Raw genomic sequence first — 23998 nt, 5'->3', positions numbered from 1 at the left:
CCGGTCCGCGCACGGCACCACCATCTGACGTCAGTAGCGAAAACCGAACGGCCGCAATAGCTTATCGAACACCCAGACGGGGCCGATCAACAGAAATTGCGCATCCTTGAAAAAAGAAGGCCGTCGGCCCTCAATTTTATGGCCGACATACTGGACCACCCAAAGGATGACGAACAGTCCCAGTGCGATCAGCCAAACCGGAACGGGAACATAGGCGTGCAATAACTCTACGACGCCCAGGCAAAGCAACGTAAACACAACCATCACAAGCCCTGCCGACACTGAACGCCTAAAATAATAGATAGCCGCCGGTATCGCGGCAAACAGAAGCCATCCGCCTGGAAGCCGTTTCAACGCATCCGGAACGGGTAATTCCGTCACGAGCGCTACGACACAAAAGAAGATGAGCGGTACTGCAAGATAGTGAAGACGACGATTTGTCGGGTCACGATGATCGCGTTCGTATTCGGCAAGCAGCCGATCGATACGACGCTCTGTCTGCGGTGAGGACACGGGACAAGCACCTCCCAAAAGCGAGCCTCTCTACGCACGTCGCTCTGAATCTGGCTCCCGCAAATGACCGGGAAAACCCAGAACGCATCGCGCCATGATAGACTCATTACCATTGCCGCCCAGAGCCAAACTCTGGCGCGACATCGGCAGGTTCGCTTTTAGTAGATTTGGTCTTCCGACACGGCAGTCAATGGGCGCGTCAACCGCCCAACGACAGCTTAGGAAGGCTCTTCCACGCTTGTGATAGCCAGGAGCCGCTATCCTCACGCGGCGCAAGACCATCCGAAGCGAGCAACGCATAAGCGTCCTTGTACCACTTCGAATTCGGGAAGTTGTGGCCAAGAACAGCAGCCGCTGTCTGCGCTTCCTGCTTAATACCCAACGCCATATAGGCTTCCGTCAAACGCATCAAAGCTTCTTCAACGTGTGCGGTCGTCTGGTAATCCGTCACAACGGTTTTAAAGCGATTGATGGCCGCGATGTAGTTATTACGCTTGAGATAATAGCGTCCGACCTCCATCTCCGCGCCAGCCAAAGTATCTTGGGCGACGCGAATGCGGTTCTCCGCATCCTTGGCATAGGGACTGTCGGGATAGCGTGTTCGCAATGTCTGAAGTTCGGCCAGCGCCTTCCGAGTAGCGGACTGATCCCGGTTTGGCCCCTTCATCTCGTCGAAGTAGGACGACGCGATAATGTGGTGGGCCAACGCCGCTTCTTTCGTACCGGGATGCATGGTCGTGTAGCGCTGTGCCGAAGCAACCGCCTCAGGCGCCTTACCGGCCTTGTAATAAGCATAGGCGGCCATCACAATCGCCCGCCGGGCTTCCGGGGCATAAGGGTGATCGCGATCCAGATCTTCGAACTTCTTAGCCGCGCGTTCGTACTTGCCGCGCGACAATAGCGAGTCGGCCTCCGCGTACATCTTTCCCGGAGGATCAGGATTGAGCGCCTTTGAGATATCATTGGACGATGCACATCCAGCCAGCGCCAGGACGAGACCAATTACGGCGCCCCCTGTCAGCTGCCGCAGGCGTACAACGCTGGCCCCGCGGACGTGAACTGGACTTTGCCGATTATGCAAGATCATCCCTGCCCTACCTCGCGGCCTTGAAAGTCCCGCGATCCAAGGGAAAGCCCAAAGCCTCACCCAAGACCGGAAGTTTCAAAAAACTGCGCCTCTTTTCAAATTCTTCCCAGCCAGCCCGCATGACGCCGTGACGCGACATGCCAAGCGCCTAATCGAGGTCATTTAAAGGGCATTCTGCTCCGAAGCAAAGCATTTACCCCGTACCCATCACGTTATCCAGTGGACCCGGGTCGCGCCCCAGAACAACGATTATCCTATGTCAATTGAGACGATCCCAAAGCAGCAACACTATGGCAACGCGTAAAAAATCGCGTTGAAAGTAAAATTCACGCGTCCCTTGATGCATCCTGGAAACAGCTCCGGCGACGAAAAACGAGCCTCAAAGCCAATCAAAGCGCGCACGACGTTGGCTCATCTTGAAAGCCTGCCACAGAGGACGAAACCGCCCACAAACAAAAACCGCCTCCCAGTGGGAGGCGGCTAAGTAAATCAAGAGACCTGGATTGCCACGTAGCGACACGCCGGCGCTTTGAAAGCCGGGTTTAATGCGTACCTTCGGCAAAAACTTCAGGGAAGCTGACATTGACAGGGACAACATCGCGGACGCGCGGAGCGTGAACGATGGTCCATGCATATTCGTCTGCGAGAAGCGCCTGCAAAACGGAAGCGTTCAGGCGGTGACCACCACGAACTGAACGGTATTTGCAGAGCAGCGGATGGCCAGCTAACGAAAGATCACCAACCGCATCGAGCATTTTGTGACGCACGAACTCTTCAGGATATCGAAGCCCCTCAGGGTTCATCACCTTATCGTCGCCGATCGCCACCGTGTTGTTGAGGTTGGCACCCAGAGCCAAACCGTTCTTCCAGAGCCTTTCGACATCACTCATGAAACCGAACGTACGTGCCCGCGACAGCTCATTGCGGAACACACCCGGCGTCATTTCGTAAGCGAGGCGCTGACGGCCAATAAGCGGCGTGTCGAAATCAATCTCGATGTCGAGATGGAAGCCCGAGTGCGGCATAATTTCGCCGAAACAATCACCATCTTCGACTCGGATAGGCTTCAAGACTTTGATGTAGGTCCGTGGAGTCTGAAGCTCAGTTACCCCAACCTCATCGATCGCCTCGACGAACATGGCGGAACTACCGTCCATGATCGGCACTTCCTTGCTATCGATCTCGATGTAGCAGTTGTCGATGGAAAGTCCGCGAAGAGCGGCAAGAAGATGTTCGACGGTACTCACAGTATTGCCGTGATCGTCGCCGATAACCGTACATAAGGTTAGATTTTTAACTTGCTGCACGCTAGCGGGGATGTCTGCGATGACTCTACCGCGTTTCGTGACTAAGAAACGGAGGCCAGTATCAGCTTCTGCTGGATGAAGCGAAACCGATACTGGCGCTCCACTGTGCACCCCCGTGCCTGTGAGCTCGATCTCGCGCGCAATTGTAGTCTGACGCGCGCCGATGAATCGATTCGACATGTCTGTCGTCCCTCGTATCTGCCCCGGCAAAGGTCGCCACTTCCCAGCCCCGGCGACCTGCCACCCCCGGTCGAAATTCCCTGCCTAAACCCTTTGGTGTTGGTTCTTGATTGGCGCTTCCCGGCGCTGCTCAAGAAGGTTCAGGAAGAGTGAACTTGACCGTTAACAATTGAACGATACCCGCCAGCCACAGCCCGCACAAATCACGCTTTCTTACACTGTGTTACCTAATCGTTTCAGCGTGGATTGAGGGACAGAAAAGCTCTCTGCATCACCGGAGAGAGCGCCGGCGAGCGTTAAATTACCGTGACATTACAGAATGTTACGACCGCCTACGCGTATCAGAACGCGACTGTCCGGATACTGAAGGTAATTCACTTCCAGCGACCAAATCATCCCGATCGCCAGCATCCTGAAAGCTTTCTTCGCTTGCCTGTGCGTCGTCAGAAAACGAATCACCTTGCCGCCAGCCCAAATTTGTCAGCCGTCCGAACAACGAGCTCATCCGCGCCGCTGCAGGTGAGCGCGCCTCTTCATCTCCGGCCCCCCCACGTTTAGCTCGATATTCGCGCTGTCCGACGATTGGAAAATCCTCGACTTGCGGCATCCGTGGCCCGCGTCGAATCTCTCTCGGGCGCTGCGGTGTGAATTGCCCCTGCGCCGCGGAGTTCTGGTGCCCACCGTCAGGCTGCCCCTGTTTGGGAGCACCACCAGGGAAAGGTGGCAACCCCTCTTCGATGACGACATTCCCAGGAGCCGTCCAAGCTCCCCGCTCACCCCGCTGTCCGCCACTGTTCGCAGGTGCGGAAAGTGTTTGCTGCATAGCCGCAGCGAGCTCACGCTCGAAATCTTTTTGCCCCTGCTCGGGCAAGGGCGGCGGATTGAATGCACCAGATCCGAACACACCACCGGACCTATCCGGGACCGGTGGCGGCATCTGATATTGATCGGAATATTGGTCGCCGTAATCGCCTTCACCCGATTGGCCAACCCTATTGACCATGCCTGAAGCGACAATCGAAACTCTCACGCGATCACCAAGGCTTTCATCGAAGGTCGCGCCGACGATGATATTCGCGTCGGGATCAACCTCTTTGCGAACCCGTGTCGCTGCTTCGTCGACTTCATAAAGCGTGAGATTCGGCCCGCCACTGATCGAAAGCAGCAACCCCTTGGCGCCCTGAAGGCTGACATCATCGAGCAGCGGATTATGGATAGCCTCTTCGGCCGCGGTTATCGCCCTGCTCTCGCCTTCAGCTTCGCCCGTTCCCATCATAGCAGCGCCCATGCCACTCATGACAGCGCGAACATCCGCGAAATCAAGATTTATGAGGCCTTCCTTGACGATCAGATCGACGATGCAGGCAACACCGGAATAAAGAACCTGGTCCGCCAGCAAAAACGCTTCTGCGAACGTCGTTTTCTCATTCGCGATGCGGAACAAATTCTGGTTCGGAATGACGATCAGCGTATCGACGTTCTCGCGCAGCTCAGCGATACCCGTCTCGGCCATCCGCGCGCGGCGACTTCCCTCGAATTGGAAGGGTTTTGTAACGACGCCAACGGTCAAAATACCAAGTTCACGCGAGATGCGCGCAATCACGGAGGCTGCACCGGTGCCCGTACCACCACCCATACCGGCAGCGAGAAACACCATATGGGAACCGGTAATCTGCGCGCGAATCTCATCAATCGCTTCTTCCGCAGCAGCTTGGCCGATCTCGGGACGCGCGCCGGCACCCAAACCTTCCGTAAGGTTTGTGCCAAGTTGTATACGGTGTTCTGCACTGGAGGCAGCCAAAGCCTGCGCGTCGGTATTCGCCGCCACGAAATCGACGCCGGTCAACCCCGCCGCGATCATGTTATTGATCGCGTTGCAGCCCGCACCGCCGATACCAATCACGGTTAGCCTGGGTCTCAGATCCGTGAGCTTTGGCAGTTGCAGATCAATGCTCATCGCGTTCCCGCCTTGCCTGAAGCGGCCGCCCGGTCAAATGACGACCGGCCTCGTTGTTTATGTCTACAGCCCACGGCTTACCCCGCGCTAACGTCACAAGCCCGGCACTCCTGTAGAGAGCGCCTCACAAGGCCTCCATGAGCCACTGACCGACACGCCCCAGATAGCTCTTTGGCGGCGCTGATTTCGGAACATCATAGGCCATCGTCTCTGCCCCAGAGACCGTGCTGGCCATAAGCAAACCAGCCACGGTGGAAAAAGCAGGTGTCGACACGTTCTGCGGCAATCCTGAAATGGCCATAGGCCGGCCAACACGAACCGGTGCGCCAAAAATATTTGCTGCATAGGGACCAATTCCGACAAGTTCGCTGCCGCCGCCGGTGAGAACGATTCGCCCGCAGGCATACGGACGCATGCCACTACGGTCGAGCTGCGTGGCCACGCGGGCCAGCAACGCCTCAACCCTGGGCGCCACGACACGGGCGAGTTGCGCCTTCGTCGCCTGATACAGCCCCCCGTCCTCCTCGTCCGCGAGCGCGTAAGAAAACGTCTCGTGCTCGTCCGATTGTGCTCCGATCATTGAACCATAAAGCGCCTTGATTCGCTCGGCCTCTGCAAGTGGCGTCTGCAATGCGCGAGCGATATCGTAAGTAATCAGGTCGGCTCCGAGCGGAATGACGCTCGCGTGCAGAAACTGGCCATTTGCGAAACAGGCGATCTTGGTTGTGCCGCCGCCGATATCAATGCACGTCACGCCCTGCCGCTGTTCTTCTTCGGTCGTGACAGCCAAAGCGCTTGCATAGGGCGACGCGACGACGCCGGAAATCGACAGATAGCAACGTTCGATCATGACCATCAGGTTGCGAAGAGGTGCCTCTTCCGCAGTCACCGTATGCAGATCGGCCGTCACACGGCGCGCCGCCATTCCGCGGGGATCGCTGGCACCCGTGTTGCCATCGAGGCGATAACCGATGGTGTTCATATGCACGAGGCGCCGTCCGTCACGTTCTGCGAACGAGCGTCCTCCAGCCATCAGGCGGCCTATGTCCCCCGCCTCAACGACACCGCTCTCGATCTCCGCATTAGCTGCAAACGTCTGAGACTTGAGCTCACCACAACCAACGCTGACGTGCACACCTTCCAGGGTGACGCCCGCCATGCGCTCAGCTTTGCCGATTGCCGCACGCGCGCAACGCTCTGCTTCGTCTAGATCCGTGATGATTCCCGCTTGAGTGCCGCGCGCAGGCTGCACACCCAGGCCAACGATCCGTATATTTGCTGGCCCGGCCTCTCCGGGAGATATAGCCGCTATGAGACAAACGGTTTTGGAGCTGCCGACATCGACGACGCCGATGACACCGCGCCCTCTTACTTGTTGACGATCTGCTCTCAGCACGTTCCACCTCAATGATCTGAGCACGCTGGGACGCCTATCAGCCTCGCGCCCTCTGCTTTAGCCTGCCCGCATGATCAACTCACGAATACTCCGCGGCTCGACATCCGTACCGGCTTCTTTCACGAGAGTCCGAACAGCGATACGGCCAGAGGTCCGCACATCGATCACGGAATGCCCCGCGGCCAACACCGCGGCAAAGTCCGGCCACGCTTTGAGATCCACCAGAGCCGTGGCTTCGCCAGTTGCAGGCAACTCAATTTGATTCCCATCCACCAGATGCAACCGCCATCTACGGCCGGCGACACGCTCCGCCTGTTGCAGCGCTCCGGAAAGATCGGCATGCGCCGATAAAAGCGCCATGAGTGCCGAGGCTTCCTTCGCCGCACCCTCCCCGGCAATTTGAACAAGGCCGGATGGAGCGGTATGCCGCTCGGCAGCCGACAAGACCCGTCCCTCGCGATCAACGATCAACAGATCCTTTCCATGCTGCCACAACGCATACGGAACCCGTTCTGTTATCTCGACAATCATTTGATCCGGGTAAACGCGCGTGATCGACGCCCGCTCCACCCAGGACAACTCTTCAACCGCACGACGCGCCGCCGCAAAATCGAAGCTCAGAACAGATCGGGCCTTATCGAGTCCCAAGGCATCAAAGACATCGCCATCTGGCGTAAAACGATGACCCTTAAGCGTGACCTGATCGATGCCGAATCCACTCCAACCGACAACGCGATCCAACTCAGCACTGACTGAAGACATCGTCCGAGTCTGTTCTCCGCCTTGCGTCAGGATCCAGAACAAACCGATCCCGACGAGCCCCGCAATGGCGATGCTTGTGACACGGAAAGCCACAGAAACCCGGCGTGGACGCGCCCGCTCGTTGGGCCAGTCATAATCAGGAAGGAAACCAGCATCATCCGAATGAGGCGACGCTGCGCGAGCGCTCCTAAACAATCCGGAAAACGCACCTACCTGTTGCAACTTGCGTCCTCGATAATCCAGCGAACCAACTCACCGAACGACCATCCTGCGTGGGCCGCGAGCTCCGGCACCAAAGAAGTCGTCGTCATACCTGGCTGGGTGTTAACCTCGAGGCACACCAGTTCACCGGTACCGCCGGGCGTATCGTCAAAGCGGAAATCAGCTCTGCTCACGCCGCGGCACCCCAGCGCCTGATGCGCCGCCAATGTGCATTTCCGTATAGATTGGTAAATATCTGGTGAAAGCTTTGCAGGAACTTGATGGCGAGACCCGCCAGCCCCGTATTTTGCCTGATAATCATAAAATTGGAGACCTTCGGCAGGCAAAATGTCGGTGACGTCGGTCACGAAATCACCAATGACCGCACACGTCAGTTCCCGACCGGCCACATAACGCTCGACCATCACCACGTCGTCCAGGTCGCCATCCTCACCGATCCGAACGGGAGGCGGTTCGTCGGCCTTCTGCACGATAACGACGCCGACGCTGGAGCCCTCCGTCAGCGGCTTGACCACGTATGGCGGCGGTAGCGCATGTTCTGCCATGGCTTGCCGTCGTGTGACGATGACTGCGTTCGCAACAGGGATGCCGGCCGGCTTCATCACGGCTTTGGCCCGCTCTTTGTGCATAGCGAGTGCCGAGGAAAGAACGCCCGAATGAGTATAAGGAATTTCAAGGCATTCAAGAACGCCTTGCACGCAGCCGTCTTCACCGAACTTTCCGTGAAGCGCGTTGAAACAAGCTTGCGGCTTCACCTCGACGAGCCGCTGAGCGATGTTACGCGTGACATCGATCCGTGTGACCCGGTAGCCTTCGCCCTCCAACGCATCAGCCACCGCTGCACCCGAATTAAGGCTGACCTCCCGTTCGGCCGACCATCCGCCCATGAGAACGGCAATATGCTCAAACGTACGCGCTGGCGCTGGCCCGATCATTTGGTCTCCGCATTCGTTATCTGAGTGGAAGCTGCTACAGCTCTTTTAAACTGGGAACGGGACGGAGGAACAGCCCGCCCCTGAGAGGTCGCCGAGAACAATCGAGCTGCAGCGTGATTACTGTTTCCCAGCGCCCGTGTTGGAAAGCTCAGCTAACGCCTCACCGGTAGGGCGCCCTTCAACGGGCTCACCAAGCCGAATAATTTCCCAGTTGAGCGTCACTCCCGACGTCGCCTTCACACGTGCCCGGACGGTTTCGCCAAGACGTTCGACATCTTCCGCGGTCGCTTCGGCGTCATTGATGAGGAAGTTGCAGTGCATTTCGGAGACCTTTGCCCCGCCGACACGTAGCCCGCGACACCCCGCCTGATCGACCAGCTTCCACGCCGAATGACCATTCGGGTTTTTGAAGGTCGATCCCCCCGTCCGTTCACGGATCGGCTGATTCTGCTCGCGATAGTTTGCGACCTCTTCCATCTGCTTAAGGATTTCGGATGGCTCTCCCGGCTGGCCACGGAACGTTGCTTGCGTGAAAATATAGTCGGCCGGAACACTACAATGGCGATAGGTGTACCCCATGTCCGCGACGCTGAGCTCATGAACGTTTCCGGCCCGATCCACGGCGCGAACGTATTCCAGAACATCCTTCGTTTCGACACCATGCGCACCGGCATTCATCCGCAAGGCCCCGCCAATTGAACCGGGGATGCCACGGTAGAAATGTAGCCCCGCAATCCCAGCTTCTCCGGCCGCGCGCGCAACTTTGACATCCGGCACCGCAGTCCCGACTCGTAGGCGATCCGGCCCGAGAACCTCAATGGTTCCAAATCCCCGGCCAAGCCTAATGACAACACCGCGAACGCCGCCATCGCGAACAAGGAGATTGGAACCGAGGCCCATCGTAAAAACCGGAACGTCGGCCGGAATAGATTTCAGGAAATAGACGAGATCGGCTTCATCTGCAGGCGTGAACAAAACCTGAGCCGGCCCACCCACGCGAAACCACGTGATGTCCGATAACATCGCATTCGCGGATAGCCGACCGCGCAGATCTGGCAGGCTTTGCAGCCAATCTGAAGTGGGATCGGCAAAGGCCACGATTACTCTCCAGCCAAACGCGGCGCCTCACCCAGCCAGTCAGGCAAGGCATTGGCCCACTCAGTCGAATTCCCCGCACCCAGACAAACCACCATGTCTCCGGCGCGCCCATTGCGCTGGATCATCGGCACAAGCTCTCTGGGCGAATCAATAGCCAGAACGGCCTTATGCCCCCGGCTACGGATACCTTCCGCCAACGTGTGCTGGTTGATCCCGTCGATTGGAGCTTCGCCCGCCGTATAGAGCGGCGCGACCACCACCGTATCAGCGTTGTAAAAGCAGCCACAGAAGTCATCGAACAGGTCGCGGACCCGCGTATAACGGTGCGGCTCGACGACCGCGATGACCCGTCCTCGCGCTCCAGCGCGCGCTGCTTCCAGAACAGCCGCGATTTCCGCCGGATGGTGTCCGTAGTCATCAAAGATCGAGACACCGTTCCATTCGCCCATGAACTGAAACCGCCGTTTAACGCCCGCGAAGGTTAGCAGAGCAGCACGAATTTCATCGTCGCTCGCACCTGCCGCTGCGGCGACCACAATCGAAGCCAGTGCGTTGAGCGCGTTGTGACGTCCGGGTGCCGGAACCCGAAGACCTTTAAGCGTTCGCGCACCACCCGGTACGCGCGCATTGAAAGCAACATCGAACACGCTGGAATGACCATCACTGGCAAGCGTCAACATCCGCGCATCGGCATCCTCGCCGCACCCGTACGTAACGATAGGTCGCCCATCGTGCTGCAAATTGAGACGCCTCAGCATGTCGGCGACAACCCCATGGTCGACGCATGCAACAAGCAGTCCGTAGAACGGCACTTGCCGTATAAACGTCTCATAGGCCGCGTGCATGGCTTCAACGCTGCCGAAAAAGTCTAGATGTTCCGGGTCGATATTCGTAATGACGCCAATCTGGCTCGGCAGTCGCGTGAACGTACCGTCTGACTCGTCAGCCTCCACGATCATCCAGGGCCCACTACCGAGCCGGGCGTTCGACCCCCAGTTGTTGACGATACCCCCGGTGATGACAGTCGGATCAAGCCCAGTCTCCGCAAAGATGTGCGCGATGAGCGACGTCGTGGACGTTTTTCCGTGCGTGCCCGTCACCGACACCGTCGAATAGAGCCGCATAAGCTCAGCGAGCATCTCAGCGCGCCTGATAATCGTCAGTCCCTTGGCGCGCGCCGCTTCCAATTCCGGATTACCAGCTTTGACAGCGCTAGAGATAACGACGTTCTTGGCGCCGACGAGATTGATCGCATCATGGCCGATAAAGACCCGGACGCCTTTGTCCCGCAAACGTTTGACGTTCGGACTATCTTTCTGATCGCTACCCTGGACCGAATAGCCCATGGCGACCAGAATTTCGGCGATGGCGCTCATCCCGATGCCGCCAATGCCGATAATATGAAAAGTCCCGAACTCACGGGGCATCTGCATGTCTTTGACTTTCCCCTCAGTATGATCCGAATCGCGCCCCCTGCGTTTCAGACTCTCATGAAATACTTCTGATCCGCTGGCAAATCCCGGTGCAGATTGCACCGCAATCCGGCCGAATTATTTCCTATCACGCCCCATGCGCCAGATTTTCGCGATGTGCGGCCAATTCCTCGACCACGTCCGCCAACCTGGCAACGGCGTCCGGCCGTCCAAGCTCTTTGGCCGCATTCGCCGCCTGAACAAGATGGGTCGGCGAAGCAATCAACGTACCAATTTCTCGGGCCCAAATCTCAGGCGTCAACTTATCCTGCTCGAAACACCAGGAAGCCCCCGCCTCAACCAACCGTGTCGCATTGTACAACTGGTCGTTGTCGACGGCATGCGGCAAGGGGACCAGAATCGAGGGACGGCCGATGACGGTCACTTCGGCGACAGTAGAGGCACCGGCCCGGGCGATCACAAGGTGCGATCGTGCCATAAGATCAGGCAAAGCCCCAAAAAAACTGGCAACCTCCGCAGCAATTCCGCTCTCCTGATACGCAGCGCGAACCCGGTCGACATCTTCCTCACGCGCCTGCTGCACAACGGACAACCGTGCTCGCAGTTCCTGAGGCAACAACGCCAGAGCAGATGGAAGTACATCGGAGAAATAACGCGCACCCTGCGAACCACCGAATATCAAAACCTGAATCACGTCACCGGCCATCGGCGCCCAGTAAGGGCGCTCGGCAGCCTGAAGAACTTGATCGCGCACGGGATTACCCGTCAGCCGGACTTTGTCCGCGTTGCGCTCATCGATATATTTCACACGCTCAAACGACGTCGCGACAATGTCGACACGGCGCGCGAGGAGTCGGTTGGCCCGCCCTAGAACAGCGTTTTGCTCATGCACCATCGTACGAACGCCGCGCAGTTTCGCCGCCACAAGAGGTGGGAACGCCGGATAACCGCCAAAGCCAACGACAACGTCGGGCGAGATCTCCCCAAGCAGCTTGAGCGCTGAACCTATGCCTTTCGACAGCATCCAGCCTGTCCGGGCAATTTCGGTCGGCGCCTTGCTCACCAACGTTGCGGACGAAATCTGATGAATAGACCGCGCAGGGAAATCGGTGCCGTAGCGATCCCCCCTCATATCGGTCACGAGATCGACAACGATGTTCCGGCGGCCTAATTCCTGGGCCAGCGCATAAGCCGGAAACAAATGCCCCCCGGTTCCTCCGGCGGCTAACAGCACGCGTAGCTCCTGAGCCATTACGCTTCTCTCCGCCTCTCGTTGCCCATATCAAACCCCTCCACGCGCGCAACGACCTTGGGCATCGTCAAGCGTGCCGGATCGGCCCGTCGCCGCGTTAGCGCCAGCAACATGCCCAGGGTGACGGAAATCGCAAGGATAGAAGAGCCTCCCGACGAAATGAAAGGCAGCGTCATACCTTTCGCCGGCAGCATTCCCGCGTTTACACCCATATTGATCAAGGCCTGCAAGCCAAACATCAGCGCCAGTCCTTGGATGGCCAACCGATCCCCGCCCCGCGGCTCCCGTCCAGCAACCGAAAGCGCCTTGATAACGATGAAGCCGAACAAAGCGAGTAGGGCAAGACACGCGAGCACTCCGTACTCCTCGGCAACAACCGAAAAAATGAAATCGGTGTGTGCATCTGGGAACTTTGTCTTGATTGTCCCTTCACCCGGTCCGCGACCAAAGAACCCGCCTTCCGTGAAGGACTGCATTGCACGCGCCAGCTGAGAATTCTCCTCGGGCGACGGCGCAAGAAAACGTTCGATACGCACACGCACGTGGTCAAATAACACATATCCGCTAGCTGCAACCGCGAGACCAACACCAGCAAGCACTCCCGCGCCGATCGCCGGAAGCCCAGCCAGCAGGTACATCAGCCCCCAGACCAGACCGATCAAGAGAGTTTGCCCGAAATCAGGCTGCAGCATCAGCAGCCCTGCGAGGATAACCAGAAGCACAATCGCCAATGGTAACGCCGGCATATCCGAACGTTTGTGCGCTTCTGCCAGCAGCCATCCGGACACGACAACGAAAGCGGGCTTAGCGATTTCTGACGGCTGCATCGAGAAACCACCGACGAATAGCCATCGACGCGCTCCGTTGATAAGCGGACTTTGAAAATAGACCCACACCAACGTACAAAACGAGATGAACAGGAGAGCGACGGCCAGTCGCCGTATGGTCTCTGGTTTAAGAAAAGACAGAAACAGGATGATCCCGAGCCCGGCTGCCGAAAAAATGAGATGACGATTGAAAAAGTAGAACGTTGGCAGGTTCTTCTTGATCGCAACAGCCGGACTAGCCGCCAGAGACAGCATCAACCCAATCAACATCAACGCGAGAATCGCTGACAAGAGCACCCGGTCGACAGTAAACCACCACGCGGCAAGCTTGCTTCGGTCTGCCCGCGAGAAGCTCATACCGTTCCTCGGCTTTTGCTCACCCCTGGTAGCATCTCGACGATCCTGCGAAAGGCATCTCCGCGTTCCTCGAAGTTCCGGAACTGATCAAAAGACGCACACGCCGGTGAAAACAGGACAACCGTCTCACACCCACGCTCAAGCCCAGCATCATGGGCCGCCGCCGTCACGGCCGCTTCCAGAGAACCACAACGGACGTAATCGACCTGCCCCTCCAAAGTCTGAGCGAACGCGTTCTCTGCTTCACCAATCAGATAGGCGCGTCTAATTCGCCCGAAATGCGGCGCGAGCGACGTAATTCCCCCGCTTTTTGCGCGTCCCCCGGCAATCCAATAGATATCACCTTGAAACGACGACAACGCCTTATCTGTCGAGTCAGCATTGGTCGCTTTGGAATCGTTGATGAAAAGAACCTGGTCCGTCTGTCCGACCTGCTCCATGCGATGCGCAAGACCTGGAAAACTCTTCAGCGCTTGAGCGATTCTCTCGATATCCCAGATCCGGTGCGGAACCCCATTCACGGTGAGTTCGACCTCACCTCGATCCGCCAGTTCCTGCAGAGCCCGCAATGCCCCCAAAGCGGCCAGCGCATTTTGCACATTGTGTGCGCCCCGCAATGACGGGATGCCATCGAGCTGCACCACCTCCTCGCTGGTGGCGTAGGAACCTGATTTCTCGTGCACAAAAAGGCTTGAGCCAATGGCGTAGAGCCTGGGCACCAGAACCGCCCCCCGACCTACGGTGATCGGATAAAGCCGGCCGCTGTCTTCCAGACGCGCTGCCACCTGCCCCGTCCATTTGTCGTCAATCGCGACGACAGCGGCGTCAGCTGCGGAGACCAGGCGCTCCTTAACGCTGGCGTAGTGCTCTATCGTTCCATGGCGATCGAGATGATCCGGCGTCACGTTCAGGAGCACACCAACGCTCGGATGAACCGAGGGTGTCAGATCAATTTGATAAGATGACATTTCAACGACGTGCACACGATCCTGCGCGGGCGGCTCTAACGTGAGGATCGCCTTACCGATATTGCCACCCATCTGAGTGTCGAAACCAAGTTCGCGAAGCAGATGTGCGATGAGAGCCGTTGTCGTCGATTTTCCGTTCGTGCCGGTGATCGCGATAAAAGCAGATTTCGGCGCAACCATCGCACGCGCGCGGCAGAACAATTCAACATCGCCGATGACCTCAACACCCGCTTCGCGTGCCTTCACGACGGTCCAATGCGGCTCCGGATGTGTCAGAGGTACGCCCGGCGCCAGAATGAACGCTGCAAATGTTGTCCAGTCAGCTGAGGAAAGATCGACAACCTTGAAGCCCGAAGCTGCCGCCGCCTCGCGCGCAGCAACGCCATCGTCCCAGACCGCGACGTCAGCGCCGCCCGCAACCAGCGACTGCGCAGCCGCCACGCCCGAACCGCCCAGCCCGAAGACGGCAACCGTCTTGCCCGCAAACGTCGTCGCGCGAATCATAAGAGCATTTTATCCGATTTCCGCTGGAACCCTGGGTTAGCGCAATTTCAGCGTCGCAAGCCCGATCAAGGCCAGAACAACAGAAATAATCCAGAAGCGAACGACCACCGTCGATTCCTTCCAGCCCTTCTGCTCGTAGTGGTGATGCAGTGGGGCCATGCGGAACACGCGCTTGCCGGTCATCTTGAACGAAGCCACCTGGATAATCACCGACAGTGTTTCCAAGACGAACAACCCGCCGACGATAGCCAGAACGATTTCATGCTTGGTGATAACCGCGATCGACCCCAGCGCGCCCCCGAGAGCCAAAGAGCCGGTGTCCCCCATGAAGATCATTGCTGGCGGGGCATTGAACCACAAGAACCCAAGGCCCGCCCCGATCAACGCCCCGCAGATAATTGCGAGCTCACCCGTACCATTGATGAAATGGATCTGGAGATAGCCGGCGAACTTCGCATTGCCAGAAAGGTAAGCGATCAAACCGAACGTCGCGGCAGCGATCATCACCGGCACGATGGCGAGACCATCAAGACCATCAGTGAGATTGACAGCGTTGCCAGCTCCCGCGATGACCAGCACGCCGAGCAAAATAAAGAACGGCCCCAACTCAACGAGCACGTTCTTAAAGAACGGCACTGCAAGGCTCGTTGCGAACTCAGGCGCGGCGATCTGAGTAAAGGCATAGGCCGCAACAGCCGCGACGAGCAATTCCGCACCGAGCCGGACCCGCCCCGAAAAGCCGGATGCCGTTTGCTTGGTGACCTTGAGATAGTCGTCATAAAAGCCGATGGCGCCGAAAGCCATCGTCACTCCGAGCACGATCCAGACGTAGCCATTCTGCAGGTTCGCCCACAATAAGGTGGATACCAGCACCCCCGAAAGGATCATCAGGCCGCCCATGGTCGGCGTACCACGTTTGGCAAGGTGGCTTTGCGGACCATCTTCTCGGATCGGCTGACCCTTGCCCTGTTTGACGCGCAGCATGTCAATGATGCCGGGCCCGAACAACATCACAAAGACCAACGCGGTGAAGATCGCCCCACCGGTTCGGAATGTGATGTAACGAAAGACGTTGAGCGGACCGATATTGTCCGAGAAGTTCACCAGTTCATAGAGCATCCCGGCCTCACATCCCTGCCCGCTTCATTCCGTATTCAGTCCTACCTATCTGTCAGACGTCGTCTGCCACAGTGGCATGGTGCTGCTTCAGCGCCCCCACGAGAGGAACCATCGCCGACCCGTTGGACCCTTTCACCATCACGATGTCGCCAGCCTGCAAGGTCTCCAGCAAAGGCTCCCGCAATCCGTCCGACGTCGCCGCCCACTGGCCCTGCATATCTGCAGGCAGATCGTAATACAGAGCTGCCATGTTCGATCCGCACGCAAAAACCAGATCAGCCTTAGCCGCGTCAATGATCTCCTTCAGGCCTCGGTGCAATTCTTCGGCTTTATCACCTAGTTCCAGCATATCGCCCAACACCAGAACCAGCCGGCCGTGCTCATCGCTGCGCGCTTGCCCTGCCGTCGTTATAGCCGCGGCCATAGAAGCCGGGTTCGCGTTGTAGCTCTCATCAATCAGCAGGATGTTTCCTCTGGAGAGGGAAAGAAGCGTTCGCTCACCACGCCCATGCAGAGCCGGAAGCTCTGCCAGTCCCTTCGCAGCCGACGCGACATCTCCACCCAGAGCATCCACCGCAAGAAGGGCGGCGAGCGAGTTCTCTGCTATATGCCGACCGGCGAGCGCAATCTGATAAGTCACGGTATCGCTCGACGGAAACTCCGCGAGGATCCTCTGTCCTTCCATGCCATCACGCGCTCGCCGCCCGCAATCAATCAGCGCCGCATCGGGCTCCCCCTCAGCATCCCCAAATGTCAGGATTCGGCTGGCGCTGGACTGAGCCCGTGTACGCAGCCGCTCGAAATGCAGATTATCTTGATTGAGGATAGCAACGCCATCAGGTTCAAGCCCGGCGAAGATTTCTCCCTTCGCGTCTGCGATTTCCTCTTCGCTCACGAAGTTACCCAGATGCGCCGGAAGCACATTCAGAACAATCGCAACATGAGGCCGCACCAACTTAGTCAGCGGCGTGATTTCACCCCCATGGCTCATGCCGATCTCGAACACCCCAAAACGGGTATCTGCAGGCATTCGCGCCAGGGTCAACGGCACCCCCCAATGATTATTGAATGACTTATCGCCGGCATGAGTAACACCGAGCCGGCCAAACGCAGCGCGCAACATATCCTTGGTGGTCGTCTTGCCGGAACTACCCGTCACCGCGACAACGCGCGCTTCCGGAGCTAGCCGTGAACGAGCCGCACGACCGATATTCTCCAGTGCCACCAACGTGTCAGCGACCCGGATCAGCGGACCGTCGCCCGCTTTGCGCTGATACTGCGTCTCGACAATTGCCCCAGCAGCTCCAGCTGCAAAGGCCTTGGAGACAAAGTCATGGCCATCGCGCTTGTCTTTCAGCGCAACGAAAACATCACCCGGTGAAATTTCCCGGCTATCCAACGAAAAACCAAAGACGTCCTTCTCGGGCGTACCGTCAAGTTCGCCGCCCGCGGCCAAGACCAGCGCGTCCCAATCCCAAAGCGGCCCGCGCTCGTTTCGCACATCAACTTCCACGCGGTATCCTTCTGACTTCGCCAAAATTGTTTTCGATCGCCCCCTCCGCGACGTCATGATCAGAGAACGGCAGAACGCAATCACCGATGATCTGGCCGGTTTCGTGACCCTTGCCCGCAATCACGACAATATCGCCGCGTCCAAGATCCGTGATGGCCGCCTCGATGGCCTCGCGGCGATCCCCGATCTCCCTGACGATCGCGCTTGATGAGGTCCCGACGCCTACGAGCACAGCAGCACGGATGGCCACTGCCGATTCACTACGCGGGTTGTCGTCTGTCACGATCACAACATCAGCCTTCTCCGCTGCAATCGCCCCCATGATGGGCCGCTTTCCAGCATCCCGGTCCCCACCGCAACCGAAAACACATACCACACGACCGGCAGCCATGGGTCGCACCGCATCGAGCGCCGCTGCAAGGGCCTCTGGCTTGTGCGCATAGTCAACGACCACCAAACCACCTCGGACTTCACCCACGATGTCGAGGCGCCCTTTCACACCCGTCAAACCCTCAAGCGCCTGTGCGCAAGCCTTAATGTCGAGACCTGTCGCAGCCGCAAGCCCCGCCGCCACCAAGGCATTCTCGACCTGATAACCACCGACCAGAGGCAACCGAATCGAAACCTCCTCACCACCAACAGCCAGATGGAGACGTTGCGCAAATCCCTCCGGGATCGCCTCAAGCAAACGGATCGTCTCCCCGTCGCGGCCAACCGTACGCACATCGAGCCCGCATGCACGCGCAACATCGCGAACGTCGCCGCTACGGGCGCCATCCATATTGATGACGACAGGCTGCCCCTTGGCCAAAAGCTCTGTGAAAAGACGCATCTTGGCTACGAAATAAGCTTCGGTATCAGTGTGATAATCGAGATGATCCCGCCCCAGATTTGTGAACGCAGCGGCAGTCAGCTTCACACCATCGAGGCGATGCTGATCAAGACCATGCGAAGACGCCTCGAAGGCGATATGCGTGACGCCCTCGTCCGCAAGCCCCGCGAGGCTTTGATGCAGGCTTAGAGGGTCTGGCGTCGTCAAAGACCCATAAACACCGCCATCCGGCTTCACGAGGCCAATCGTGCCCAGCGACGCTGCCTTGAGGCCTTGCGACGCAAAAATCTGGCGCGTGAATTCCACAACGGAGGTTTTGCCGCTGGTTCCTGTAACCGCGACGGCCACATCTGGCTGCGCGCCATAGAACCGCGCTGCTATCCTCGCAAGGGTACGCCGCGGGTTATCCGTGCGGAGGACCGGCACACTCAACTCACCGACATCCGCTCCAGTCCCGACAAGAACCGCAGCCGCCCCCGCTTCCACCGCCTTGCCGACAAACTGCGCGCCATCGGCACGCGCACCGGGCAACGCCGCGAACAGAAAGCCCGGAGAAACCGTCCGGCTATCCAGGCTCAATCCGCGAATAAAGATCTCTTTCGCGCCAGGCGGCACGGAAATTTCAGGTTCGAGAAGATGGGAGAGCTGCATCAGCGTCGATCAAAAACCCGTTGGGGCGCTTCGAGCCGCTCTCGACAAGCGACCGGTTTACGGCGGCAATCAATCTCTTATTGTGGCGCGCCTGAGGCGTCAAACGCGCCACGATACTTCAAAACATCATTTTAGGGCGTTTCTGAGCGCGACATGACGTCAAGCTGCGGCGCAATCCGGGCAATGATCTTAGCCGTGACCGGAGCAGCGTTCCGTCCGGCAGTAATCTGCATGGACGTCTTCTTTATTGGCTGCGGCTCGAACAAGGAGACCAACGTCACGTATTTCGGATTGCTCATCGGAAAAGCAGCGAAGAAAGAAGAGATTACCGACTTCTCCTTATAACCGCCCTTGCCCGGTAGCTCCGCGGTCCCCGTCTTACCTCCAACTTCCAAACCAGGCACGTTGGCGCGCCGCCCGGTCCCATCCCTTTCCGTCACGTTACTGCGCATCAACGCATTGAATTTTCTACTTGTTTCTTCGGAAATTACGCGTTCTCCATCGCTTTCGCTCCCAGTCGGACGGCGCAGATAGGTCGGCTGAATGCGTTTGCCACCATTGACGAGAGAAGCAGCTGCCGCCGCAAACTGTAGAGGCGTAACCGCAATCCCATGACCATAGGAGCGAGTGACGGTCTCTACAGCTTCCCAACGCTCGGGCAACTGGACATCCGCGACACTTCCAGCCTCCGTTTTCATCGCACCTGTAAGACCAATGCGCTGGAAGAATTCCTTTTGCCGCCCGGCGCCAAGATCAAGCGCCAGCATACCAGCCCCCACATTCGATGACCGCCGGAACACCTCGGCAACACTTAGGATTCGTCCAATAGGATGACTATCCGTAATCGTAAAACCACCAACACTCAGCGGCTTACGGACGTCAACGGGCGTATCCAGCGTGAACTCTCCCGAGTCCATCGCCATCGCCACCGTGAACATCTTGAATATAGATCCAAGTTCGAAAGTACCACCACTCAGACGATCCATCGTTTCACGCTCCAGCGATGGAACGAGCGGATCGACACCGGGCAGCGAGGCTGCCGCCAGGATCTCCCCACTTTTGGCATCCATCACCAGTCCAACGGCAGCCCGCGCTTCATACGTTGCCATTGCCGCAGCGAGTTCCTCCTCAACCGCGTGTTGAACGCCAATATCAAGGGATAGCTGCACCGGCGGCCGGTTCGAGAGGTTGGGCGTATGAACGGGATCGACCTGTCCATTTTCGTCTAGAAAACGTTCAATTCCGGCAATGCCTTTATTGTCGATATCGACATAGCCAAGCACATGCCCCGCAAGCGTTCCGCTAGGATAAGCGCGCTTGAGCTCATTCCTGAATTCGATGCCCGGCAGACCCAGATTGTGAATAGCCTCCGCTTGCCGCGTGGAGGTTCCTCGCCGTATCCAAACGAAGCGCTTGTCGCGATCCGCAAGGCTTTTGCGCAGTTCTGCCTGATTAAGTCCTGGCAAAACATGCCCAAGCTTTTCCGCCAGTTCGTCCTTATCGACCACCAGAGCCGGATCAGCGAACAATGAAGGCATAATGAGATCGCTGGCCAGCAATTGACCATTGCGATCGACAATGTCAGGCCGCGCAAAGGCAATCGCCATTGGCTGGCTCATTGAGACAGAAACCTCGCCCTGTCCCAGGATCGCCAGACGAACGAGTTGACCAGCGACGAGTGCAAAAGCCAGCATGACGCCCGCGATGGCCGCGACAGCGCGAATCCGCACCAGATACGCCTCGCTTACACGCTCTCTCTTCGCGTTCGCGGCAAGAGCACGGTCCGGCAAGCCGGGCGTGATGATGATCCCGCTCGTCATCGCGATGACCCTGCAGCCTCCCGCGTCTCATTTGGCAGCGCTGCCAAATGGTTCTCAACGTCAGGCTCCGTGAATTGGTCTTCGCGTGCCGGTGCGAGCCCCATGGCGCGCGCTGCCGGCCCGATAACCTCGGGTCTTGCTGCGAGTGCCCGGTCGGCTTTGAGAATTGCAATGTCTTGCCGGATCTTCTCGAGACACCGCTCTTGCGCCTGAACCTGCTCGGCAAAATCGCGCGTATCGTAATTGATGGCATACAAACGGAAGGCGCTAATCAGCATAAGCGCCGCTGCGCCAATCATCAAAATACGCATGGCGGTACCCTCGCCGTTACAAACGCTACTTGGCGAGCCCCGGAACGCCGAGATCGGCAAACTCGATTTCCCACGGCTCAGCCGCTGTCCGCACGCCCGCCCTCAAACGCGCCGATCTGGCACGCGGATTGACCTGCGTTTCACCTTTAGAAGAGGTTAACGGCCGAGGGTTAACAATTCGAAAACTCGGAGCGCGCAATTCGATTGAACTTTGCGGAATGTGCCGCGAGCCCTGGCCGGACCTGCCGCCACGTGATGCTAAAAATCGTTTAACGATCCGGTCTTCCAGGGAATGAAAGGTTACCAACACGAGCCTGCCGCCCGGTTTGAGCAAGCGTTCAGCTCCGAAGAGCCCCCTCAGGAGCTGCCCCAGTTCATCGTTCACAAAAATTCTCAGTGCCTGAAACGTGCGCGTTGCGGGGTGCCGGCCATCGGGCTTACCGCCCCCCAAAACCTTCGCAACCACATCTGCCAGATCGAGGGTGCGCGTGAACGGCTCCTGCACCCGCCGCGCAACAATTGCCCGCGCGATTGCCCGGGAGCGCCTCTCTTCTCCGTATTGAAAGAGAATGTCCGCAATGCGCGCTTCATCGAACGTGTTGACGACATCCGCCGCTGACAACCCTTCTTCCGCGAGGCCCTCGCCCGGCGCGCTAAACATGCGCATGTCGAGAGGACCTTCTGATTGGAAAGAAAAGCCGCGCTCGGCTTCATCGAGCTGCATGGACGAAACGCCGAGATCAAAAACCACCCCGTCGAACTGGCCCACGAAGCGATCTTGTGTCTCCGGATCTTCTGCCCAATCGAGAAGCTGGCCAAACGGTGCCAGGCGAAGCTCCAAGGCTCCGCCGCGAGAAGCCACCAGATCAGCTCCGGCCGCTACCGCGGAAGGATCGCGGTCGAACGCCAACACTTGGCAATCGGCCGCGTCCAGAATTGCTGAAGTATAGCCGCCGGCCCCAAAGGTGGCGTCGATGTAGCGCTCGCCGCTCTTAGGCTGAAGAGCCTCGAGGACTTCCGAGAGAAGCACGGGAATGTGCCGATCCCGATTTGGATCGCCCTTTCCCCGCTGGTCCGACCCGCGTCGCGGCGTCATTCCCGTGCTCCCTCGTCCCCGCCGTCGTCTGCCCCTGGCTTGCGCCCGAATAGCTTGCGAGTTTCTCTAACTTTTGCGCGGGCGCGATTGCGCCGCTCTTCGAATTGGCCCGGTTCCCACATTTGAAACTTCTCGCCAAGACCGACAAAGGCGACGTGGCTCGTGAGGCCCGCGTGCGCCCTAAGCCCCTCAGGAAGGACGATGCGTCCGTCGCCGTCGATCGAGAGAACCTGGACGTCGCCGTAAAGCGCGACAGATAGCTCGTCCCGCTCATCTGAATAGTCCGGCAGATCCGCGAGCAGACCATCGATCTTCTTCGCAAGTCTCTCGCCGCCTGCATCGAGTGCCGGAGCATCAAGTGAAGGATAACAGTAGATGCCGCCGGCGTAGCCGTCACGTTCAAGTACTGCGCGGAAGGGAGCAGGAATCGAGACCCGTCCCTTGCTGTCGATCTTATTGACGAATGTCGAGACAAAACGGTCCATCCCCTGATTGCCGACCTCAACCTCGACGCATCACTTAAACTCCTGAAGCCACCTCACATGCCCGTCACCGGCCCGCTTGATGACCCGCGCACCGGCCGGAGACCGTGGCGGTCGCGAGTGCCTTGGCCCTCTCTCAAGGTACGCGCCCTGCCACGGCCCTTGCCCGGTGCGGACGGGCATATATGGGATCACATGGAATTTTATGGGTGTCAATGGTTTCTTAAGCAATTTACACGGGCCAAAGCGGGCTATCGCGCTTTCAACCTGAGCGTCGCAGAAAAGCCGCACACTGTTCACGGCAACCGCAAGAATGCTGCAGCCGTTAAGGGCTTGGCATGAATTCCTCGCGTAAATCGCAATGGGACAGGGAAAGGCTGTTGCGTGGCGTTGGGGTTGGGAATGCCGACTACGATGGGGCGCCGGTTCACGGGGAGCACCCTCGTGAGGTTGGTGTGCATAATTATTTGCGCTGGAATGCTATGGACGGCGCCGGATGCGTCCGCCGGCCCGCGACGATATATGGTCGCGCTATCGGTGCCCGGGCAAGAACAGGTGGCCCTATACGCCGAGGAGTATGGCAAAGGTCGTCCGCTGCTGCTGTTACACGGCCTCGGTGCATCCACCTACACGTGGCGCAATCTCATTCCGAGCCTTGCACAAAAGCATCGCGTCATTGCCATCGACTTGAAGGGCTTTGGCCGCTCGCAAAAACCTTACAATAATGCCTATTCCATCCATGACCACGCCGCATTGGTGAGCGCCTTCATTCGCAAACGCGGCCTGCGTGATGTCACGCTTATCGGGCATTCCTTCGGCGGCGCAGTCGCTTTGATGGTCACGCTGGAATTCAACCGGAAAGACCCCGGCCGCATTCGCGATCTCATCCTCATGAGCGCACCGGCCTACAATCAGCCATCGACTGAGTTTGTCCGCTTCATGCAAACACCGGTGTTGCCTTACGCAGCGCTAACGCTCATACCGCCAGAACTCTCCATCTGGCTCTCGCTCGACGCGACCGAAGCACAGCACATAAGCATGGATGATATCAGCGCGTATGCGGAACCCTTTTATGATCCCGCAGCCCGGCACGCTCTGATCACGACAGCCCGTCAAATAGTCCCTCGAGACCTCAAACGACTAACCGCACGCTACCCCACAATAAAACAGCGCACTTTGATCATCTGGTGCGATGGAGATACGACCGTCCCGCTCGCAACAGGCAAACATCTCGCCAAGGCCCTGCCCAACGCGAAACTGCAGGTACTGAACGGCTGCAGCCATGCCCCGCAACATGATCGCCCCCGCGCCGTATGGAACCTGATGCGCCGCTTTCTCTATTGAGGCGGCCCGAATAGCTTATCAAGAGGTGAAGA

General features: G+C 58.2%; 20 protein-coding genes. 1 reads left to right on the top strand and 19 read right to left on the bottom strand.

The annotated features are described in order from the left end of the window. Positions 1-30: 30 nt before the first annotated feature. The 19 genes from YBN1229_RS18145 to YBN1229_RS18055 form a co-directional block, all read right to left on the bottom strand. Positions 31-513, bottom strand: coding sequence for a DUF962 domain-containing protein (locus tag YBN1229_RS18145; protein ID WP_046479565.1), 483 nt, complete (start codon positions 511-513; stop codon positions 31-33). A 199-nt stretch (positions 514-712) separates the two neighbouring features. Further along, positions 713-1600: an outer membrane protein assembly factor BamD gene (locus tag YBN1229_RS18140; protein ID WP_046479563.1), complete on the bottom strand. Its 888-nt coding sequence runs from the start codon at positions 1598-1600 to the stop codon at positions 713-715. A 542-nt stretch (positions 1601-2142) separates the two neighbouring features. Continuing rightward, a complete protein-coding gene (lpxC, locus tag YBN1229_RS18135) occupies positions 2143-3087 on the bottom strand; it encodes a UDP-3-O-acyl-N-acetylglucosamine deacetylase (protein ID WP_046479560.1) in 945 nt (314 codons plus the stop codon). A gap of 322 nt (positions 3088-3409) precedes the next feature. After that, the gene (gene ftsZ / locus YBN1229_RS18130) at positions 3410-5044 is read right to left on the bottom strand and encodes a cell division protein FtsZ (protein ID WP_052744072.1); all 1635 of its coding nucleotides are present in this window, start codon (positions 5042-5044) and stop codon (positions 3410-3412) included. Positions 5045-5168: 124 nt separating this feature from the next. Then, complete coding sequence (gene ftsA / locus YBN1229_RS18125; RefSeq protein ID WP_160298737.1) at positions 5169-6440, bottom strand: cell division protein FtsA; 1272 nt, start codon at positions 6438-6440, stop codon at positions 5169-5171. A gap of 57 nt (positions 6441-6497) precedes the next feature. Next, positions 6498-7397, bottom strand: a complete 900-nt coding sequence (locus tag YBN1229_RS18120; RefSeq protein ID WP_152025040.1) for a cell division protein FtsQ/DivIB — start codon at positions 7395-7397, stop codon at positions 6498-6500. Positions 7398-7411: 14 nt separating this feature from the next. Beyond that, positions 7412-8359, bottom strand: coding sequence for a D-alanine--D-alanine ligase (locus tag YBN1229_RS18115; RefSeq protein ID WP_046479556.1), 948 nt, complete (start codon positions 8357-8359; stop codon positions 7412-7414). 117 nt (positions 8360-8476) lie between these two features. Beyond that, positions 8477-9457: a UDP-N-acetylmuramate dehydrogenase gene (gene murB, locus YBN1229_RS18110; protein WP_046479555.1), complete on the bottom strand. Its 981-nt coding sequence runs from the start codon at positions 9455-9457 to the stop codon at positions 8477-8479. A 2-nt stretch (positions 9458-9459) separates the two neighbouring features. Then, positions 9460-10890 carry a UDP-N-acetylmuramate--L-alanine ligase gene (gene murC, locus YBN1229_RS18105; protein ID WP_046479554.1) on the bottom strand — a complete coding sequence of 477 codons (1431 nt, stop codon included), beginning with the start codon at positions 10888-10890 and terminating at the stop codon, positions 9460-9462. A 127-nt stretch (positions 10891-11017) separates the two neighbouring features. After that, complete coding sequence (murG, locus tag YBN1229_RS18100; protein ID WP_046479553.1) at positions 11018-12142, bottom strand: undecaprenyldiphospho-muramoylpentapeptide beta-N-acetylglucosaminyltransferase; 1125 nt, start codon at positions 12140-12142, stop codon at positions 11018-11020. Beyond that, positions 12142-13326, bottom strand: a complete 1185-nt coding sequence (locus tag YBN1229_RS18095) for an FtsW/RodA/SpoVE family cell cycle protein (RefSeq protein WP_046479552.1) — start codon at positions 13324-13326, stop codon at positions 12142-12144. Before YBN1229_RS18095 ends, murG begins: the two co-directional genes overlap by 1 nt. Continuing rightward, on the bottom strand, positions 13323-14798 hold the full coding sequence (gene murD / locus YBN1229_RS18090; RefSeq protein ID WP_046479551.1) for a UDP-N-acetylmuramoyl-L-alanine--D-glutamate ligase: 1476 nt from the start codon (positions 14796-14798) through the stop codon (positions 13323-13325). The genes YBN1229_RS18095 and murD overlap by 4 nt, the downstream gene beginning before the upstream one ends. Positions 14799-14834: 36 nt before the next feature. After that, the gene (gene mraY, locus YBN1229_RS18085; protein ID WP_046479550.1) at positions 14835-15917 is read right to left on the bottom strand and encodes a phospho-N-acetylmuramoyl-pentapeptide-transferase; all 1083 of its coding nucleotides are present in this window, start codon (positions 15915-15917) and stop codon (positions 14835-14837) included. A gap of 52 nt (positions 15918-15969) precedes the next feature. Further along, positions 15970-17454, bottom strand: coding sequence for a UDP-N-acetylmuramoyl-tripeptide--D-alanyl-D-alanine ligase (murF, locus tag YBN1229_RS18080; protein ID WP_244464966.1), 1485 nt, complete (start codon positions 17452-17454; stop codon positions 15970-15972). After that, the gene (locus tag YBN1229_RS18075; RefSeq protein ID WP_046479549.1) at positions 17420-18913 is read right to left on the bottom strand and encodes a UDP-N-acetylmuramoyl-L-alanyl-D-glutamate--2,6-diaminopimelate ligase; all 1494 of its coding nucleotides are present in this window, start codon (positions 18911-18913) and stop codon (positions 17420-17422) included. Before YBN1229_RS18075 ends, murF begins: the two co-directional genes overlap by 35 nt. 131 nt (positions 18914-19044) lie before the next feature. Continuing rightward, complete coding sequence (locus YBN1229_RS18070) at positions 19045-20733, bottom strand: peptidoglycan D,D-transpeptidase FtsI family protein (protein ID WP_052744071.1); 1689 nt, start codon at positions 20731-20733, stop codon at positions 19045-19047. After that, positions 20730-21044, bottom strand: a complete 315-nt coding sequence (locus YBN1229_RS18065; RefSeq protein ID WP_046479548.1) for a hypothetical protein — start codon at positions 21042-21044, stop codon at positions 20730-20732. The genes YBN1229_RS18070 and YBN1229_RS18065 overlap by 4 nt, the downstream gene beginning before the upstream one ends. Before the next feature lie 25 nt (positions 21045-21069). After that, positions 21070-22140 (bottom strand): 16S rRNA (cytosine(1402)-N(4))-methyltransferase RsmH, encoded by a 1071-nt coding sequence (rsmH, locus tag YBN1229_RS18060; RefSeq protein WP_046479547.1) that lies wholly within the window; start codon positions 22138-22140, stop codon positions 21070-21072. Then, positions 22137-22625, bottom strand: a complete 489-nt coding sequence (locus YBN1229_RS18055) for a division/cell wall cluster transcriptional repressor MraZ (protein ID WP_046479546.1) — start codon at positions 22623-22625, stop codon at positions 22137-22139. The genes rsmH and YBN1229_RS18055 overlap by 4 nt, the downstream gene beginning before the upstream one ends. A 552-nt stretch (positions 22626-23177) precedes the next feature. On the opposite strand from YBN1229_RS18055, the gene YBN1229_RS18050 reads away from it, so the two are divergent. Further along, entirely contained in the window at positions 23178-23966 is a 789-nt protein-coding gene (locus YBN1229_RS18050; RefSeq protein ID WP_160298736.1) for an alpha/beta fold hydrolase, read from the top strand. Positions 23967-23998: the final 32 nt, after the last annotated feature.

This window comes from Candidatus Filomicrobium marinum, assembly GCF_000981545.1.
Lineage (GTDB): Bacteria > Pseudomonadota > Alphaproteobacteria > Rhizobiales > Hyphomicrobiaceae > Filomicrobium > Filomicrobium insigne.
Note: the sequence above shows the minus strand (reverse complement) of the source record. Positions and strands in the feature narration are given on the sequence as shown.